The organism is Staphylococcus sp. HMSC069D12 (assembly GCF_001810405.1).
GTDB classification, from domain to species: Bacteria; Bacillota; Bacilli; order Staphylococcales; family Staphylococcaceae; genus Staphylococcus; species Staphylococcus haemolyticus.
This window is the reverse complement of sequence record NZ_KV801108.1, coordinates 236,025-253,122: the sequence shown is the minus strand read 5'-3', so window position 1 is coordinate 253,122 and position 17,098 is coordinate 236,025. Positions and strand designations below refer to the sequence as shown.

Genomic DNA, 17,098 nt, shown 5'->3' with positions numbered 1-17,098 from the left:
TCAATTATTACGAATCGCGCGTTTAGACTGTTTAATCCAGACCGGTAGGCGTTCTTCAAGTGTTTGAAACCCATACTTTTCTGTTTCTTTAATTTCATCTAATACTGACTGCTTTTCTTTTTTTCGTTCATAATTCTTAAAGTAATCATTATCTTTAAGAGACAAATTTAGTTTTCCTTCATCATCAATTGATAAAATTTTTGCTTTAACGATTTGTCCTTCTGATAGAAATTTTTTTAAGTTGTGGACATAATCATCCATAATTTCAGAAATATGGATAAGTCCTTCAGTATGGTCAGGGGTCTCAACAAAAGCGCCATACGGTTGAATTCCAGTCACACGCACTTTAATATGCTGACCTTCTTTATAGTGATTATTCAACTTGATAACCCCTTACTTCGATTTACTTAACATAATTATAATAGCATAAATCACAAACTTGGACTAACTATAAACCAATAAAAATCCACATTTTTTCAAAAATATAATAACCCTTCCGACAAATACTAAATTAACGTTCGCATTTAAGGTTATCGTTTTAAAAATTGCAATTGAATTGAATGTTTAAACCATAAAAAAACGAATCGACATCAACCGTCGATTCGTAAGATTTGTTCATAATCAATTATTATTTATCTTCTACATCAATAGATTCAATAACTACATCATGTACAGGTTTATCTTGTGCACCTACTTTAGTATTTGCAATATCTTCTAAAGTTGCTTCGCCTTCAATTAGTTGTCCGAACACAGTGTGTTTTTGATCTAACCAAGGCGTGCCACCATTATCCGCATATGCTTTGGCAATCGGTTCAGGCCAGCCACCATCTACTAATTGGTTAACCATAGATTCTGGAACTTCTTTCATTTGAACAACAAAGAATTGAGAACCATTTGTGTTTGGTCCTGCATTTGCCATTGACAGCGCACCATATAAGTTAAAAGCCTCTAAAGAGAATTCATCTTCAAAAGAACCTCCATAAATACTTTCACCACCCATACCAGTTGCTGTAGGATCTCCTCCTTGAATCATGAAGTCATTAATAACACGGTGGAAAGTAATACCGTCATAATAACCATTTTTAGCGTGTGTCACAAAATTTTCAACAGTTTTCGGCGCGATATCTGGGAACAACTTAAATGTCATATCGCCTTTATTTGTATGCATAACAACTTTAATTTCATTGTCTTTTATTTCTTTGTTTAGTTGTGGATAGTTAGTCATTTCAATTCTCCATTCATGTTATGATGATATAGATACATCTTAACACATTTGAAAGGAAATAATATAGCATGTTATACCGATTCTCACATAAGACTGGCGCTTACGGCGTTACAATTAAAGAGGAGAATGACGACCAAGTTCTAGTTCAAGTTGAGCAAGTGATTAAACATCCAAAACAAGGTGATTTACATAACCCAGGACAAACTGAAGGTGTCTTTTTCCATGAAAGACGTGCTCTAAGTCATTATGAGAAACGTTATGCAACGCGTTCACAATTGCGTGAGTTTACTGTTGAGGAAATGACTTATGAAGCGTCACTTCAACAAGCTATTACAAAAATGGAAAATGATTTAAAACAGCAAAATACTGAATTTGCAAAACTAGCCTTAAACAATCTTGAAAATTTAAAAAATGACTATTCCATTCAATATAAACAAAAATTTTTATAGGTCATTTAAACGTGTTTCTTCTTATTTAACAAGTTCTGAAAAATCACTACTCATATGCGTTTTCGTCGTTTTTCAGAACAATATGATTCATGTATAATATATTGCATAAATATTTTTTAAGGAGGATAACATAGTGAGTTTGTTACATATTGCGGTCATTTTACCGTTAATATTTGCACTCATTATTCCAATTCTATATCGATTCTTTAAAAAGATTCATTTAGGTTGGTTTGTATTACCTATTCCTGTTGTCTTATTTATCTATTTCTTATCTCTTATTTCGACTACTCAGTCAGGTAATACAGTAATAAAAACATTAAACTGGATGCCACATATAGGTATGAATTTTGATTTATATCTTGACGGCTTAAGCATTTTATTCAGTTTACTTATAACAGGTATAGGATCGTTAGTGGTTTTATATTCCATTGGTTACTTAAGTAAATCTGAACAGCTTGGTAATTTTTATTGTTATTTATTACTATTTATGGGTGCAATGTTAGGCGTTGTCCTTTCAGACAATTTAATTATTTTATATCTATTTTGGGAATTGACTTCATTTTCAAGTTTTTTACTTATCTCTTTCTGGAGAGAAAAAAAGGCATCTATTTATGGTGCACAGAAATCATTAATCATTACCGTATTTGGTGGATTAAGTTTATTAGGGGGATTCATTTTAATTTCTCTAGCAGGTGATTCACTTAGCTTACACGAGCTAATTGCTAATGCATCTGAGATTCAACATAGTCCATTCTTTATCTTCGCAATGGTACTTATTATGTTGGGTGCATTTACTAAATCTGCACAAGTTCCATTTTATATTTGGTTGCCTGACGCTATGGAAGCACCTACCCCAGTCAGTGCATATCTACACTCGGCAACAATGGTGAAAGCAGGGTTATATTTAGTTGCACGTGTTACACCGCTTTTTGCGATATCACAAGGATGGATTTGGACAATTACTTTAGTTGGTCTAATCACACTTTTCTGGGCATCTTTAAATGCAACAAAACAACAAGATTTGAAAGGTATACTCGCATTCTCAACAGTATCTCAACTTGGCATGATTATGTCGATGTTAGGTATTGGTGCCGTAAGTTATCATTTCGAGGGAAGTCAAAGCCAATTGTACATTGCCGGATTTACTGCAGCAGTGTTTCATCTAGTGAATCACGCCACATTTAAAGGTGCGTTATTCATGATTACAGGTGCTGTAGATCATGTTACAGGCACAAGAGATGTTAAAAAACTTGGTGGTTTACTAACGATTATGCCTATTTCATTTACAATTACTGTTATTACAGCATTAAGTATGGCAGGTATTCCACCGTTTAACGGCTTCCTTTCTAAAGAAAAATTTCTTGAAGCCATGATTGAGATTTCTCACGCTAATGTTTTCAGTTTAGATACATTAGGTATTGTTTTTCCTATTTTAGCTATTGTGGGTAGTATATTTACGTTTGTATATTCAATTAAATTTATTATGTATATTTTCTTTGGTAAACATCAACCTAATGCTTTACCTAAAAAAGCACATGAGGCTTCAATATTGATGTTATTATCTCCAATCATTTTAGCAGTACTCGTTGTTGTCTTTGGGTTATTCCCAGGATTATTAACGCAATCTATTGTAGATCCAGCGACTACTGCGATTAGTGGTATGAGTAATGTTAATGCGGAATTTCATTTATTCCATGGTATTACTCCTGCATTTATTTCAACATTAATTATTTGGATATTGGGTATTCTTTTATTACTAACATTTAGTTATTGGATACGACTCTTACACGCTCAGCCAACACGTCTAACATTAAATCATTGGTACGATTCTACTGGAAAATACTTGCCTAATTATTCAGCGAATATGACGAATAGTTATGTAAATGGTTATGTTAGAGATAGCTTAGTCATTATATTCGGTATGCTTATTGTCGTTACGATTGTGACGTTACTAAGTGTTCCTTTTGACTTTAATTTTAAAGATATAAATAATATTCATATTTATGAAATTGCAATTTTAATATTATTAATTATCGCAGCATTTATGGTTGTTATTGCTAAATCACGTTTATTTAGCGTTATCATGCTAAGTGTGGTCGGTTATTCAGTATCTGTGTTATTTGTATTTTTCAAAGCACCAGACCTTGCCTTAACACAGTTCGTAGTAGAATCGATTTCTACAGCGTTATTCTTATTATGTTTCTATCATTTACCTAATTTAAATCGTTATAATGAAACACGATCATTTAAATTAACGAACGCACTTATTTCAATTGGTGTCGGACTTGTTGTCATTATCTTAGGTTTAATTGCTTACGGAAACAGACATTTTACATCTATTGGAGAATACTATAAAGCACATGTTTATGATTTAGCTCACGGTAAGAACATGGTAAATGTCATACTTGTTGACTTCCGTGGTATGGATACTTTATTTGAATCATCTGTATTAGGTATTGCCGGTTTAGGTGTGTATACAATGATTAAGTTGCGTCGTAAACATCAATCAAGTGAGGTGAAAAGTGATGAACAGACAGAACAATAATTTAATGTTTCAATATGCTGCTGTTATTATCGCCTTTCTAATCGCCTTGTTTGGGGTCACTTTATTCTTTGCAGGACATTATACACCTGGTGGTGGCTTCGTAGGTGGCCTACTATTATCATGTGCACTAACTATCATCGCAATTGCGTTTGATATTAAAACGATGGAAAAGGTATTCCCGTGGGATTTTAAAATTTTAATTGGAATTGGCTTATTATTCTGTGTTGGTACTCCATTAGCGAGTTGGTTCTATGGTGAAAACTTTTTCACACACACGGAATTTAATATACCGTTGCCCCTACTTCAACCTGTTCATATGAACACACCGATGTTCTTTGATTTCGGAGTTCTTTGCGCAGTAGTTGGAACGATTATGACAATTATTATAACGATTGGAGAGAGCGAATAGTGGAAATAATCATGATATTTGTATGTGGCATCCTCGCTTCAATTAGTGTCTATCTCGTTTTATCTAAAAGTTTGATACGAATTGTTATGGGGACAACTTTAATTACACATGCATCAAATTTATTTTTAATTACTATGGGTGGATTGAAACATGGCGAAATGCCAATCTATGAAAAAAATATTAGTCAATATGTCGATCCTATCCCCCATGCATTAATACTAACGGCAATCGTTATCGCTTTTGCGACAACTGCCTTTTTCTTAGTCTTAGCATTTAGAACATACAAAGAATTAGGTACTGACAACGTAGAAAGAATGAAAGGAGTGTTAGATGATGATTGAAAATAACTTAGTCGTCCTTTCATTAGTCGTACCTATCTTTACAGCAATTATATTGGTCTTTTTAGGACAACGTTATCGTGCGAAACGATATATCACTTTAACTGGTCTAGTCCTGACACTAATTGTGGCAATAATCAATTTAAGAAATGTATATATCAATGGTCCGCTTAAAGTAGAATTGGGTTCTTGGTCTGCACCTTATGGCATTATCTTTTTACTAGATAGTTTTAGTGCAATGTTGATTGTGACGAGTATCATTATCACCATTTTAATTACTGCATTTTCAAGTACCACAGCAGGAATTGATAGAGAACGTTATTATTATCACTTCTCTATCACATTTATGTTAGTAGGAATTATAGGTGCATTTACAACTGGAGATATATTTAACTTATTTGTATTTTTCGAAGTCTTCCTAATGTCATCTTACGCACTACTTGTACTAGGTGGCACTCAAATTCAATTACGTGAAACTGTCAAATACTTATTAGTTAATATAGTTACCTCAACATTCTTTGTAATTGCAGTTGCGATTTTATATTCCATCGTTGGTACGTTAAACATGGCAGATATTAGTGAAAAGTTATCTACATTGTCTAACACACATAGCGGACTCTTAAGTATAGTCTTTATTTTATTTATCTTCGTGTTCGCAACTAAAGCCGGTGCTTTCCCTATGTACGTATGGTTGCCAGGTTCATATTATGCACCACCATTTGCAATCATTGCATTTTTTGGTGCCCTACTAACAAAAGTAGGCGTATATGCGATTTTAAGAACTTTGAGCTTGTTCTTCCACAACACAATGAGTTTCTCGCACTATACAATTTTATTCTTAGCGTTATTAACGATCATTTTTGGTTCGGTAGGTGCGATTGCATACGATGACACTAAAAAAATTATTATTTATAATATCATGATTGCAGTCGGAGTTATCTTAGTTGGCGTAGCAATGATGAATGAAGCAGGTATTATAGGTGCGATTTACTACACAATTCATGACATGTTAGTCAAAACTGCCCTATTTTTACTTATAGGTGTGATGTATCAAATTACGAAATCTACAAGTCTTAAAGACTTTGGCGGTTTAATTAAACACTACCCTGTACTAGGATGGACTTTCTTCATCGCAGCGCTAAGTCTCGCTGGTATACCGCCTCTAAGTGGTTTTTATGGTAAATATTACATCGTACAAGCAACCTTTGAAAAAGGATTTTATGTAAGTGGTATTATCGTATTACTTTCAAGTTTAGTTGTGCTATATTCAGTTATTCATATTTTCTTAAAAGGCTTTTTCGGGAAACCTAAAGGTTATGAGCCTACTCAAAGTGTTAACGTTAAACACGCTACTACTATTTCAATAATTGCTGTCGTCATCACAGTCGTATTTGGATTATCTGCTGACTTATTATATCCATTAATTTCTGAGGCGGCTCAATCGTTTTACGATCCTAGCATCTATATTGAGAGTGTCTTGGGAGGTAGATCATAATGGCTATTCAAATTATTTTAAACTTTATCTTAGCTTTTATTTGGATTTTCTTAAGTGGTAGCTATACATTAAATAACCTCTTACTCGGTTTCATACTAGGACTCGGATTTGTATATTTATTTAGTAGAATATTACCAGGAAGATTTTATTTCATAAAAATTTATAAGATATTAAAATTAGCGGTTGTATTTTTTGTAGAATTATTAAAAGCTAATATCGACGTTTTAAAAATTGTTCTACAACCTAAACTTAAGAATGAACCAGGTTTCTTCGTATATCACACTGATTTAAAAACTGATTGGCAAATCGTTTTATTATCTAATTTAATAACATTGACGCCAGGAACTGTCGTATTAGGTATTAGTGATGATAGAAGAAAAATATATATTCACTCTATAGATTTCAGTACTAAAGAAGAAGAAGTTGAAGGTATAAAATCTTCATTAGAGAGAGTAGTTAGAGAGGTGGGCGAAGACTAATGGTAAAAATCATCATGATTATTGCTTTAATTGTTGTTGCAATATCAATGTTAGCGATGTTTGTACGTATCATCAAAGGTCCCACATTAGCCGATAGAATTTTAGCGCTTGATGCAATCGGTTTACAACTAATGGCGTGTATCGCGTTATATAGTATATTCATAGGTTCAGAATATTTACTCGTTGCTATTTTATTAATTGGTATTTTGGCCTTTTTAGGAACAGCCGTCTTCTCAAAATATATGGATAAAGGTAAGGTGATTGAACGTGATAACGAACATCATCATTAGTTTAGCAGTTATCTTTGTCATTTTAGGAGCTATTATAAGTGCCGTTACTGCTATTGGCATTATAAGATTAAAAGATATTTATTCGCGTGGTCATGCTGCAGGCAAATCAGCAACTTTAGGTGCTATTTTCCTATTGTTTGGCACATTCTTATACTTTATCGCTACAGATGGATATATTAATATGCAATTAATCTTTGGTATTCTTTTTATTCTTATAACTGGCCCACTTTCAAGTCATTTAATAATGAGAGCAGCTTATAATAATAAAACACCTTATACTAAAGATACGAAAATCGATGAACTAAAAAATGAATTTAAAGATAAAATGATTTAACTAATACAAGCAACTGACTAAATTGAAAAAGTTCTTATAGCAAACTTTATATAGCTCAAGTCACAATTGCGGGTGGAGGCAGAATTCAAAATAATTTCTGTCTCCGCTCATTTTTTATTGTCTAGTCTACATATTTATGATAATATAAATCGTAATTATTACGTTTTAAAAAGAAAGAAGTGTTATTATGCATTGGACAATTATCGGTGGCGGTTTACAAGGTACAACAATTGCGATTCAACTAAGAGAATTAGGGCTATCTAAAGAGAAATTAACAATTATAGACCCTTATGTCTCACTATGTGAACAATTTAATGATTTTTCTCATCGTATCAGCATGCCCTATTTGCGTTCACCAATTGTACATCATATCCACCCTAACCCATTCCATTTAAAACAATTCGCTAAAGTTCAACAATATATACACGGTACTTATGGTCAATACCAACGTCCACAAACAGACATGTTTATGCATCATGTTCACGAACAAGTTCATCATTATGATTTAAATGAAAATCATATTCAAGGCTATGTAGAAGCATTAGCAAAGAAAGATGGGCAATGGCAAATACAATTAAATGATAATCAAGTCATACTCACGGATTGCGTTATATTAGCAAATGGATGTACGCATAAACCCTACATTCCTAATATTTATCAAGATGCTGATGATGTGTGCCACATTTTCAATAAATCATTTAATACAACTATGTATGGACTCAGTTCTCACGTTGTAGGAAGTGGTATTTCTGCTGCCCATTTAACTTTAAAACTTATAAATCAATCTCATGATAAAGTTATTCATTTATGGATGAATAAGGACATTGATATCCAACATTTCGATGCAGATCCAGGTTGGTTAGGTCCTAAAAATATGAATCACTTTTTAAATATTGAATCCTCTTTAGAACGCCAGTCTATCATTCAACACGAAAGACATAAAGGTTCAATGCCTAGAGAGTTATATTTACGACTTAAGAAACATATTCAATCTGGACGACTCGTAATTCACAAAGACAATATTTTATCAGTTGACCAACATCAAATTCATACAGAACAAGCGTCTCTTCCGTATGATTTCATTTTATTAGCAACAGGTTTTGAACCAACACTATTAAAACAGCCTATGATTCAATCATTAATTAAAAATGAAGGTGCACCTTTAGCACATTGTGGATTACCTTCTATTAGTTCTGAATTAGAGTGGTTACCTCAATTGTTTGTGTCAGGTGGTTTAGCAGATTTAGAACTGGGTCCTTTTGCTAGAAATATCATGGGTGGAAGAGAAGCCGCTCAAAGAATTACGCAGGCCTATAAACGTTTATCAGCTCAACATATCCAAAAACATGCATAATTTCATTAGAAGTAATTGTCAACGTAACAACTATAAACTATTTTTAAATGCGATCTCTTGTATATTTCTTATAAAAAAAGCAGGCGCAGGACAGAATTCTTTATGAATCCATCGTCCCACGCCTGCGTTCTTTCTTAGACAAATACTTTTACAATTAGGATATTTAAAATGATACTTAATTGAACTAAAGCAGCGTTTGGTATTTTATTGCTTTAAAAGTTTAATTCCAATTGTTCCTCTCATAACACTTATCAATTGGCCTTGTTCACTTTTTATTTCTATATTCCAAACCTGAGTTGTACTTCCTTTATGAATAATCGTTGCTGTAGCAATAACACGACCTTCTTTAACCGAATGAATATGGTTAGCATTCATTTCTAAACCTAGTGGTATGAACGAATTCGTATCGATTAGATTAGCAGCGCCTAATGAACACGCTGTTTCACCTAAAGCAATTGTTGCACCACCATGCAAATAACCAAATGGTTGTTTAACTTTATCAGTAACAGGCATTGAAATTACTACTTTACCCTCTGATGTTTCTTCAATCTTCATTTCGAACGTTTCCAATAAGTTAGTCATTTAATTGTTCACCCCATTACACCTATAATATCATAGCTGCAATCGTACCAAATACCATTAAAGGTATGTTATAGAATAAGAAATTCGGGATACATGTATCGCGAATATGATCATGCTGTCCATCCACATCTAACCCAGCTGTTGGCCCTAGCGTAGAATCACTTGCAGGAGATCCTGAATCACCTAAAGCACTCGCAGTTCCTACTAAAGCGATTAGAGCCATAGTACTTAAGCCGAGTGAAGCACCAAGTGGAATAAATAATGTCGCAATTATAGGAATCGTTGCAAATGATGAACCAATTCCTAAAGTTACAATTAAACCAATAATGTACATGATGACAATACTTAATAACTTGTGACCATTTGAAATGTCAGTCAAACTTGATACTAATGTTTCGATATCTCCTGTTGCATTCATGACACCTGCGAAACCATTAGCTGAAAGAATAACAACACCTATAAATGACATGATTTTAATACCTTCAACAAATTGACTATCCAATTCTCTCCATTTGTAAACACCCGAAATAAAGAATACGAGTACACCTGCTAATGCACCAAAAATCATTGAATCAGTAAAAGTTTGAACTAAGAATGTAGCTAATATAGCGACTATTGTAACTACGAGTACATACGGTTTAATTTCATTAATTGTATTCTCATCTTCTACATAAGTTTCTGTTTTATATTCTCGTGGTTTACGATAATAAAACATACCCAAGATTAAACCAACTATATAACCAAGTGAAGGAATCAACATGGCTTTCCAAATCATATTGAATTCGATAGGATGATGTGCTTTTTGGAAACCGCTTTGAATAATTTGGTGGAAAATCTGTCCAAAGCCATATGGTAATAAGACATAAGGCCAACATAAACCAAATCCGATGACTAGAGCAATAAGTCTTCTATCAATTTTTAAATCATTAAACAGACTTAATAGTGGCGGTATAACTATTGGAATGAAAGCAATGTGAACCGGTATAAGGTTCTGACTCATTATACTCATCGCGAGTAAAGCTATGATAATAATGATTTTTACTTTTATTCTTGATAGTCTGCTATTTTCAGAGTGAATTGCGCGGATTATCTTAGTTACAAGATAATCTGTAATACCACTATATGAAATCAATGCTGCAAATCCACCCAATAATGCATAGCTTAGCGCTACCTCGGAACCGTCTACAATATTTTTTCCAAATACACTGATTACCTTTTCAACACTCATTCCAGAAATGAGACCGCCTACTAATGCACTAATGAACAGACTAATAACTACATTTAGTCTACATAAGCATAAAACAATCATTAATAATACGGCTATTACAACTGCATTAAACATAACAACACATCCTTTATCTCTCTACCGAACTAAAGTATTTAATATGTTCCTTATCATACCAAGTAGCTGATACGTTGTCAATGTAGAATTACATTCTAAGTTAATAAGATTATTCTTATTAAATAAGGAGTAGAAACATGCAATAGCACATGTTTCTACTCCTTAACCAAATGATTGCTACTTTTCTATTTATCTTAACCAATTTAATACAGTAGTAATCATACTGCCAGTTGGGCCTTTTGGACCTTTATAGCTAGTCTTGTTAGTTGTCGCAGGACCAGCAATATCGAAATGGATATGTGGTGTAGATCCACTAAAATGGGTAATAAATGTGGCTGCAAAGAGTGCTTTTCCATGACCGTTTGTATGATTTACTAAATCTGCAACGTCAGATTGACGTATTAATCGTTGCTCAGTTTGAGTCATAGGTAATTCAAAAGCATATTCATCCATTTCTTTAGCACTAACTCGTATTTCCTCAATCTCTTTATCTGCATTAGAGTTAAATAAAGCTGCTTTATCTTCACCTAGTGCTGCAACTGCAGCTCCTGTTAATGTAGCGAAATCTAAAATAATCTTAGGTTGAAATTGATTAGCATAGAATACAGCATCTCCTAGAACTAAACGTCCTTCCGCATCACTATTTAACATTTCAATTGTTTCACCACTCAATGCCGTCAATACATCATCAGGTTTCATTGCATTACTACTTATCATATTTTCAGCAGAAGCAATAACTCCTACAATATTGATAGGAAGTTGCAAGCGTGATATCGCATCAATCATTCCAACTACATTAGCTGCGCCACACATATCAAATTTCATAGTCTGCATACCTATCTTAGATTTAATGCTATAGCCACCTGAATCATATGTAATACCTTTTCCTACTAATACAATTGGTGCGTCTTCACTGTCACCACCATTATATGTCATAGTTATTACAACTGGAGGATTCTCCGACCCTTTACCAACAGCATGAATAAGTCCGAATCCTTCATCTAATAATTGTTTTCCATCTTTAATATCAACTTTTACTGATGTTTCATCAAAGTGTTGCGTAACCTGTTCAGCAAAATAATTAGGCGTTAGTATATTAGGTGGCATATTGCTATAGTCACGTGCAACATTAACCGATTGTCCGATTATAGCACCATTGATAAAATATCGATGTAAGTCCTCTTTATTCGTACTTATGTTTAACTCTAATTGATAGGGTGCAGATTTATCAGATTTATAGTTGTCAAAACTGTAAACTGCCTGTTCACTTTGTAGTCCCATAACCTCTGCGACTTTGGCTTGCTCCATTTTCTTTGAAATCAATGTATCGAATAATACATCTGCTTCAGTTACACGTTCTTCTTTTAAAAATTGAAATAAATTGCCGAAAGCTCTCAATAGCGCACCATAATCAAGCGTCTTTAAATTTCCTAATCCAACAGTAATAAGTCGTTTTGATGAGTCTTTTAAAGGTAACAAAGTTGAAGATATTTTACCTAATTGACTGCTAATTAAATGATGATGACGGTATGTATCAATTTGTTTTGTTATATCTTCATTATTGTAATTAATATAACCAAGTTGATTGATGTGATCAGGCAACCCTATAATAAATACTTCTGAATTTAAAACTGTATTACTTATATTGAAATTAACCATAACCTCTACACTTCCTTTTTATATCATATAAAAGAAGGAGTGGAACAGAATTCACAATGAATTCGTTGTTCCACCCCCATAAGGATGACCAGAAATGAGAAAAGCTTGATTTATGCGCTTTTTCAGTTCAGTCAGCTACTGCGAATTGGCATTGTAGCTTTAAATTAGTATTTATTTTCAAAATCATATTAGATAATTTATATGAGAAACTTAGAATTTACCTTTTTTGAATGCTAAGCCTACGCCACCGATTTTGAATACTGCACGAGTATCGATAACTTTTTTCATGAATGCAGCTTTTTTACCAGTAATGTCTCTACCGTATACGATACCAACACCATCATGTGCACCTAATGAACATACAGTACCACGATCAACATATTCAAAGTCTGTAGCTGCTTGACCGTTTAAGATGTTTTTAATGCTTTTCGCAACGTGTTCACCTTGTTGCATTGCAATTTGTGCTGTAGTTGGTAATGGACGTTCTTCACCAGCTGGGATGAATGCTGAAACGTCACCAATAACAAAGATATCATCATGACCTTCAATAGTTAAATCTTGTTTAGTCACGATACGACCACGTTTAACACCTTCAAATGATTCTTCCATTAATTTACTACCACGAACACCAGCAGCCCAGATTGCTGTGCCAGCTTCTAATTGTTGTTCTTGATCATTAATTTTAACTACGAAACCTTTTTCGTTACAAGCAACGATTGGAGTAGCAATTTTGAATTCAACACCACGGTCTTCTAAGTAGTTAACTGCGTAATTAACTAATTCATCAGAGAACATTGGTAACATTTTTGGTGCAGCTTCAACACAAGTTACTCTAACTTTGTTTTGATCAACACCGTATTTATTACATAATTCAGGAATTCTTTCAGTTAATTCACCTAAGAATTCGATACCTGTAAATCCTGCACCACCAACTAAGATAGCTAAGTCTTTATCATCTTTTTCTTTAGAAGCTGCATAGTTTGCAAATTTATCTTCGATGTGACGAGATAATTTACGTGCAGTTTCAATATTTTCAATTTGGAATGCATAGTCTTTCATACCATTAATTCCAAATGTTTCACTTTCGAAACCTAATGCTACTACTAAAATGTCGTAATCATAGATACCATGATTTGTTTCTACTTTTTTAGCGTTACGGTCGATTTTAGTTACTTCTGCATTGATAAATTTAACTTTATCTTCTTTAATTACACTTTCAATTGGGTAAATTAAATCTTCATAGTTTAATGTACCAGCTGAAGCTTCATGTAACCAAGTTGCTTCGTAGTGATATTTATTTTTGTTAATTAATGTAATATCCGCTTCGTCAGCAGAAAGTTCTTTTTGTAATTTAGTTACTGTTTGTAAACCCGCATAACCTGCACCTAAAACAAGTACTTTTTTACGATCTTGTGCCATTTCATTCACCTAAGCTTTCATAATTATTTTCTTAAATGTAGAAAAAGGCTACAAATTTCAGAACATAACAAAGTTCAGATGTAACAATATATTTTACCTTAATATATGTTTATCTGATTCATTTAAAAGACTTTGCACTTAACCTATTGTTCATCCCCATTTATAGTCTTAGTCAACACTTTCATTTTCAGTTCGATTTTATGAACTTTAGTTCACAAAAAAGACAAAGTTCAATCCATCTTCAATTTTATAGCTTTTATAGTTCATTTTCAAGCAACAACAAGACTATTATTAAAATAATCATATTATCCTGAAAATTACTGTCTTAAAGGATTACTCTTAGTGATAAATTACTTGCAATTATATTAGCATTCTTCCGGATTTCCAGCTACTTTAGCAGTTCTAAATGAACTACCACAACCACATGAAGCGATTGCGTTAGGGTTATCAATTTGGAATCCTCCACCCATTAAAGATTGTTTGAAATCAATTGTCGTACCATTTAATACAGGCATATCATATTTGTCTACTAATACTTTTAATCCATAAAATTCAAGTACTTCATCATTTTCTCCTGGTTGTTCTTCAGCTGACATACCATATGTCAGACCTGTACAGCCACCACCGTTTACTTTAATCTTTAAATATCCATCTTCCATGTCATTACTTTTCAACATATCTTTTACTTCATAAGCTGCTGCTTCAGTTAATGTTACAGTTGACATAAACCATTCCTCCTATAATAAGTTAGTAAAGTCATTCTCTTCTATATGTTTATAAATATTATTTAATAACTCATCTGGTGTATCACCTTCAACAGTATCACCATCTACCAATGCATACAACCCACATGAACATACGCCACAATTATTTAAACATCCGTATTCTAATACATCCACATCAGGATCATTCTCAAGCTTATCGTAAACGTAGTCTCCGCCTTTTGCCATATTTGAAATGCAAAATTCGATTAATGGAAACATACTTCACCTTCTTCTTCATTTTTTTAATTATATTATTATAACAAATCTTGATTTGACCTGCATTGTCTTCGCTCATCATTTTTATATTATTTAGAACAACAATACACACCTATATCTTTAGCTTAGTTTCGTTACCACACATTTCATTGTAGTCATTTTGAAAAAAAGATATAATAGCCATATACATATATCATACACTTTATTGTTAGGGGCAATAAATGTGGTGGATAAACTACTTTGATTGTTTGAAATTTTTAAATAAAAGTTTAAATAATTTACTAAAGTTTGCTTAATTCAAAGGGTATTAGTCAAAATCATTTCGGAATAACAAATTTTTATAAAGGGGTATAACAGATGAAAAATTTAGTATTACTTGGTGGCGGCTATGGTAATATGCGTATCATGTCGCGTATCTTACCTGATGCATTACCAAAAAATTATACTTTAACGTTAATTGATCGCATGCCATTCCATGGCTTGAAACCAGAATTTTATGCTTTAGCTGCGGGTACTAAGTCTGATAGTGATGTTCGTATGAACTTTCCTGATTCAGAACGCATTAATACAATTTATGGAGAAATTAATGATATTGATTTAGATGCTCAAATCGTATCTGTTGGTAATACAAAAGTAGATTATGATGAATTAGTTATTGGCTTAGGTTGTGAAGATAAATATCATAATGTTCCTGGTGCTGAAGAATACACGCATAGTATTCAAACACTCTCCAAGGCGCGCGAAACATTTCATAGTATTAGTGAATTACCTAGTGGCGCTAGTGTAGGTATTGTTGGTGCTGGCTTAAGCGGCATAGAGTTAGCAAGTGAGCTTCGTGAAAGTCGTGAAGATTTAGAAGTCATACTTTATGACCGTGGTGAGCGAATTTTAAGGAATTTCCCTGAAAAATTAAGCAATTATATCGCTAAATGGTTCCGTGAAAACAATGTTAAAGTAGTTCCTAATTCTTTAATTGATAAAGTGGAACCAGGAAAAATTTATAATAGTGGTACACCAGAAAATGTCGATTTAGTTGTCTGGACTGCTGGAATTCAACCTGTTGAAGTTGTAAGACATTTACCGATTGATATCAATCGAAGTGGACGTGTTATCATTAATCAATATCATCAAGTGCCAACATACCTTAATGTATTTATAGTCGGAGATTGTGCTGATTTACCTCATGCACCAAGTGCACAATTAGCTGAAGTTCAAGGTGATCAAATCGCTGATGTACTTAAGAAACAATGGAATAATGAACCATTACCAGATAAAATGCCTGAATTAAAAGTACAAGGTTTCCTTGGTTCTCTTGGCGAGAAAAAAGGCTTTGCCTATATTATGGACCGTACAGTTACCGGACGTCTTGCTCATATACTTAAATCGGGCGTCCTATGGTTATATAAATATCATAATGGTTAATATTAAAATAAGGGGTAGGATAGAATTCATGATGAATTCTATCCTACCCCGACCTATTTTTCTCAAGAATTATACTTTAAATTAATTTGCAAAATGTTTATCTACAAAGTTTGTAATTTGCTTTGTTTGAATGTAACCATCTGCTACATACTCATCATTCATTGTAATTAAAGGATAAAATAATTCATCTTCCTCAATTTGTTCAATATACTGTTGGTCATGATCACTTAGATTATCTGTTTGATTTTGAAAATCAATGTATGTGTATTTAAATTGAATGTCTGGATACTTTCTTTCTAATAAAGGTTTAATCCATTCAAATGTATTAATAGATGTTGGTGCATTGACGCAACTTGCACATACGACATCAGCGCCATATACTACCACGCTTACTTTAGTCATACTCAAATCCCCCGTTTTGTTTTATAGATTTTTCTTTCTTTATCTATTATAATAAATTAATAATGAATTTATGAAGTAATTTACTTGAAAGGAGACATATCTCATGCCTACTGAGAATGCAACAATGTTTGATCAAGTAGCTGAAGTCATTGAACGTTTACGTCCATTTTTATTACGTGATGGTGGAGACTGTACATTAGTAGATGTAGAAGATGGTATCGTGAAATTACAATTACACGGAGCTTGTGGTACTTGTCCTAGCTCAACAATCACATTAAAAGCCGGCATTGAACGTGCGTTACACGAAGAAGTTCCAGGCGTTATTGAAGTTGAACAAGTATTCTAAGCGTCTGACATATATGATATATATTCAA

The 17,098-nt window shown here is 33.1% G+C and carries 20 protein-coding genes; 11 read left to right on the top strand and 9 right to left on the bottom strand.

Annotated features, from left to right (window positions below; translation table 11 throughout):
- Together ygs and HMPREF2737_RS07040 are read right to left on the bottom strand one after the other, a co-directional pair.
- Nucleotides 1-381: a S1 domain-containing post-transcriptional regulator Ygs gene (ygs, locus tag HMPREF2737_RS07045; RefSeq protein ID WP_011276262.1), complete on the bottom strand. Its 381-nt coding sequence runs from the start codon at nucleotides 379-381 to the stop codon at nucleotides 1-3.
- 247 nt (nucleotides 382-628) lie between these two features.
- Complete coding sequence (locus tag HMPREF2737_RS07040; RefSeq protein WP_037549008.1) at nucleotides 629-1,225, bottom strand: peptidylprolyl isomerase; 597 nt, start codon at nucleotides 1,223-1,225, stop codon at nucleotides 629-631.
- Between the two features lie 68 nt (nucleotides 1,226-1,293).
- Here HMPREF2737_RS07040 and kapB point away from each other — a divergent pair, with 68 nt between their 5' ends.
- The 9 genes from kapB to HMPREF2737_RS06995 all read left to right on the top strand — a co-directional run bounded on the left by kapB (nucleotide 1,294) and on the right by HMPREF2737_RS06995 (nucleotide 8,918).
- Complete coding sequence (gene kapB / locus HMPREF2737_RS07035; RefSeq protein WP_037549004.1) at nucleotides 1,294-1,674, top strand: sporulation phosphorelay system protein KapB; 381 nt, start codon at nucleotides 1,294-1,296, stop codon at nucleotides 1,672-1,674.
- A gap of 133 nt (nucleotides 1,675-1,807) precedes the next feature.
- Complete coding sequence (locus tag HMPREF2737_RS07030; RefSeq protein WP_037549001.1) at nucleotides 1,808-4,219, top strand: Na+/H+ antiporter subunit A; 2,412 nt, start codon at nucleotides 1,808-1,810, stop codon at nucleotides 4,217-4,219.
- Complete coding sequence (locus HMPREF2737_RS07025) at nucleotides 4,200-4,628, top strand: Na(+)/H(+) antiporter subunit B (protein WP_016931159.1); 429 nt, start codon at nucleotides 4,200-4,202, stop codon at nucleotides 4,626-4,628. The genes HMPREF2737_RS07030 and HMPREF2737_RS07025 overlap by 20 nt, the downstream gene beginning before the upstream one ends.
- Nucleotides 4,628-4,969 (top strand): Na+/H+ antiporter Mnh1 subunit C, encoded by a 342-nt coding sequence (gene mnhC1 / locus HMPREF2737_RS07020; protein ID WP_011276268.1) that lies wholly within the window; start codon nucleotides 4,628-4,630, stop codon nucleotides 4,967-4,969. The genes HMPREF2737_RS07025 and mnhC1 overlap by 1 nt, the downstream gene beginning before the upstream one ends.
- On the top strand, nucleotides 4,962-6,461 hold the full coding sequence (locus HMPREF2737_RS07015) for a Na+/H+ antiporter subunit D (protein WP_037548998.1): 1,500 nt from the start codon (nucleotides 4,962-4,964) through the stop codon (nucleotides 6,459-6,461). The genes mnhC1 and HMPREF2737_RS07015 overlap by 8 nt, the downstream gene beginning before the upstream one ends.
- Entirely contained in the window at nucleotides 6,461-6,940 is a 480-nt protein-coding gene (locus tag HMPREF2737_RS07010; protein WP_037548993.1) for a Na+/H+ antiporter subunit E, read from the top strand. The genes HMPREF2737_RS07015 and HMPREF2737_RS07010 overlap by 1 nt, the downstream gene beginning before the upstream one ends.
- Nucleotides 6,940-7,230: a Na(+)/H(+) antiporter subunit F1 gene (locus tag HMPREF2737_RS07005; protein ID WP_037538732.1), complete on the top strand. Its 291-nt coding sequence runs from the start codon at nucleotides 6,940-6,942 to the stop codon at nucleotides 7,228-7,230. The genes HMPREF2737_RS07010 and HMPREF2737_RS07005 overlap by 1 nt, the downstream gene beginning before the upstream one ends.
- Nucleotides 7,208-7,564 (top strand): Na+/H+ antiporter subunit G1, encoded by a 357-nt coding sequence (locus HMPREF2737_RS07000; RefSeq protein WP_011276272.1) that lies wholly within the window; start codon nucleotides 7,208-7,210, stop codon nucleotides 7,562-7,564. The genes HMPREF2737_RS07005 and HMPREF2737_RS07000 overlap by 23 nt, the downstream gene beginning before the upstream one ends.
- 187 nt (nucleotides 7,565-7,751) lie before the next feature.
- Nucleotides 7,752-8,918, top strand: a complete 1,167-nt coding sequence (locus tag HMPREF2737_RS06995; RefSeq protein WP_037548990.1) for an NAD(P)-binding domain-containing protein — start codon at nucleotides 7,752-7,754, stop codon at nucleotides 8,916-8,918.
- Nucleotides 8,919-9,122: 204 nt separating this feature from the next.
- On the opposite strand, the gene HMPREF2737_RS06990 is transcribed toward HMPREF2737_RS06995, so the two are convergent.
- The 6 genes from HMPREF2737_RS06990 to HMPREF2737_RS06965 form a co-directional block, all read right to left on the bottom strand.
- On the bottom strand, nucleotides 9,123-9,500 hold the full coding sequence (locus tag HMPREF2737_RS06990) for a PaaI family thioesterase (RefSeq protein WP_037548987.1): 378 nt from the start codon (nucleotides 9,498-9,500) through the stop codon (nucleotides 9,123-9,125).
- Nucleotides 9,501-9,522: 22 nt separating this feature from the next.
- Nucleotides 9,523-10,842, bottom strand: a complete 1,320-nt coding sequence (locus HMPREF2737_RS06985; protein ID WP_037548983.1) for a Na+/H+ antiporter family protein — start codon at nucleotides 10,840-10,842, stop codon at nucleotides 9,523-9,525.
- A gap of 189 nt (nucleotides 10,843-11,031) precedes the next feature.
- A complete protein-coding gene (locus HMPREF2737_RS06980) occupies nucleotides 11,032-12,501 on the bottom strand; it encodes a M17 family metallopeptidase (RefSeq protein ID WP_037548980.1) in 1,470 nt (489 codons plus the stop codon).
- A 210-nt stretch (nucleotides 12,502-12,711) separates the two neighbouring features.
- Nucleotides 12,712-13,920, bottom strand: a complete 1,209-nt coding sequence (locus tag HMPREF2737_RS06975; RefSeq protein WP_011276277.1) for an NAD(P)/FAD-dependent oxidoreductase — start codon at nucleotides 13,918-13,920, stop codon at nucleotides 12,712-12,714.
- Between the two features lie 365 nt (nucleotides 13,921-14,285).
- Complete coding sequence (locus tag HMPREF2737_RS06970) at nucleotides 14,286-14,645, bottom strand: HesB/IscA family protein (RefSeq protein WP_037548977.1); 360 nt, start codon at nucleotides 14,643-14,645, stop codon at nucleotides 14,286-14,288.
- Between the two features lie 12 nt (nucleotides 14,646-14,657).
- The gene (locus HMPREF2737_RS06965) at nucleotides 14,658-14,903 is read right to left on the bottom strand and encodes a YuzB family protein (RefSeq protein ID WP_037548972.1); all 246 of its coding nucleotides are present in this window, start codon (nucleotides 14,901-14,903) and stop codon (nucleotides 14,658-14,660) included.
- A gap of 354 nt (nucleotides 14,904-15,257) precedes the next feature.
- Here HMPREF2737_RS06965 and HMPREF2737_RS06960 point away from each other — a divergent pair, with 354 nt between their 5' ends.
- The gene (locus HMPREF2737_RS06960; protein WP_037548967.1) at nucleotides 15,258-16,322 is read left to right on the top strand and encodes an NAD(P)/FAD-dependent oxidoreductase; all 1,065 of its coding nucleotides are present in this window, start codon (nucleotides 15,258-15,260) and stop codon (nucleotides 16,320-16,322) included.
- An 81-nt stretch (nucleotides 16,323-16,403) separates the two neighbouring features.
- On the opposite strand, the gene HMPREF2737_RS06955 is transcribed toward HMPREF2737_RS06960, so the two are convergent.
- Nucleotides 16,404-16,724 carry a YuzD family protein gene (locus HMPREF2737_RS06955; RefSeq protein ID WP_037548965.1) on the bottom strand — a complete coding sequence of 107 codons (321 nt, stop codon included), beginning with the start codon at nucleotides 16,722-16,724 and terminating at the stop codon, nucleotides 16,404-16,406.
- A gap of 103 nt (nucleotides 16,725-16,827) precedes the next feature.
- Here HMPREF2737_RS06955 and HMPREF2737_RS06950 point away from each other — a divergent pair, with 103 nt between their 5' ends.
- Nucleotides 16,828-17,070 (top strand): NifU family protein, encoded by a 243-nt coding sequence (locus HMPREF2737_RS06950; protein ID WP_002433501.1) that lies wholly within the window; start codon nucleotides 16,828-16,830, stop codon nucleotides 17,068-17,070.
- Nucleotides 17,071-17,098: the final 28 nt, after the last annotated feature.

What these genes read in the sequence shown, in the direction of transcription:
- HMPREF2737_RS07040 (WP_037549008.1), bottom strand. Translation starts at nt 1,225, where the DNA reads ATGACTAACTATCCACAACTAAACAAAGAAATAAAAGACAATGAAATT.
- kapB (WP_037549004.1), top strand. Translation starts at nt 1,294, where the DNA reads ATGTTATACCGATTCTCACATAAGACTGGCGCTTACGGCGTTACAATT.
- HMPREF2737_RS07025 (WP_016931159.1), top strand. Translation starts at nt 4,200, where the DNA reads ATGAACAGACAGAACAATAATTTAATGTTTCAATATGCTGCTGTTATT.
- HMPREF2737_RS07015 (WP_037548998.1), top strand. Translation starts at nt 4,962, where the DNA reads ATGATTGAAAATAACTTAGTCGTCCTTTCATTAGTCGTACCTATCTTT.
- HMPREF2737_RS07010 (WP_037548993.1), top strand. Translation starts at nt 6,461, where the DNA reads ATGGCTATTCAAATTATTTTAAACTTTATCTTAGCTTTTATTTGGATT.
- HMPREF2737_RS07005 (WP_037538732.1), top strand. Translation starts at nt 6,940, where the DNA reads ATGGTAAAAATCATCATGATTATTGCTTTAATTGTTGTTGCAATATCA.
- HMPREF2737_RS06995 (WP_037548990.1), top strand. Translation starts at nt 7,752, where the DNA reads ATGCATTGGACAATTATCGGTGGCGGTTTACAAGGTACAACAATTGCG.
- HMPREF2737_RS06990 (WP_037548987.1), bottom strand. Translation starts at nt 9,500, where the DNA reads ATGACTAACTTATTGGAAACGTTCGAAATGAAGATTGAAGAAACATCA.
- HMPREF2737_RS06985 (WP_037548983.1), bottom strand. Translation starts at nt 10,842, where the DNA reads ATGTTTAATGCAGTTGTAATAGCCGTATTATTAATGATTGTTTTATGC.
- HMPREF2737_RS06980 (WP_037548980.1), bottom strand. Translation starts at nt 12,501, where the DNA reads ATGGTTAATTTCAATATAAGTAATACAGTTTTAAATTCAGAAGTATTT.
- HMPREF2737_RS06975 (WP_011276277.1), bottom strand. Translation starts at nt 13,920, where the DNA reads ATGGCACAAGATCGTAAAAAAGTACTTGTTTTAGGTGCAGGTTATGCG.
- HMPREF2737_RS06970 (WP_037548977.1), bottom strand. Translation starts at nt 14,645, where the DNA reads ATGTCAACTGTAACATTAACTGAAGCAGCAGCTTATGAAGTAAAAGAT.
- HMPREF2737_RS06965 (WP_037548972.1), bottom strand. Translation starts at nt 14,903, where the DNA reads ATGTTTCCATTAATCGAATTTTGCATTTCAAATATGGCAAAAGGCGGA.
- HMPREF2737_RS06960 (WP_037548967.1), top strand. Translation starts at nt 15,258, where the DNA reads ATGAAAAATTTAGTATTACTTGGTGGCGGCTATGGTAATATGCGTATC.
- HMPREF2737_RS06955 (WP_037548965.1), bottom strand. Translation starts at nt 16,724, where the DNA reads ATGACTAAAGTAAGCGTGGTAGTATATGGCGCTGATGTCGTATGTGCA.
- HMPREF2737_RS06950 (WP_002433501.1), top strand. Translation starts at nt 16,828, where the DNA reads ATGCCTACTGAGAATGCAACAATGTTTGATCAAGTAGCTGAAGTCATT.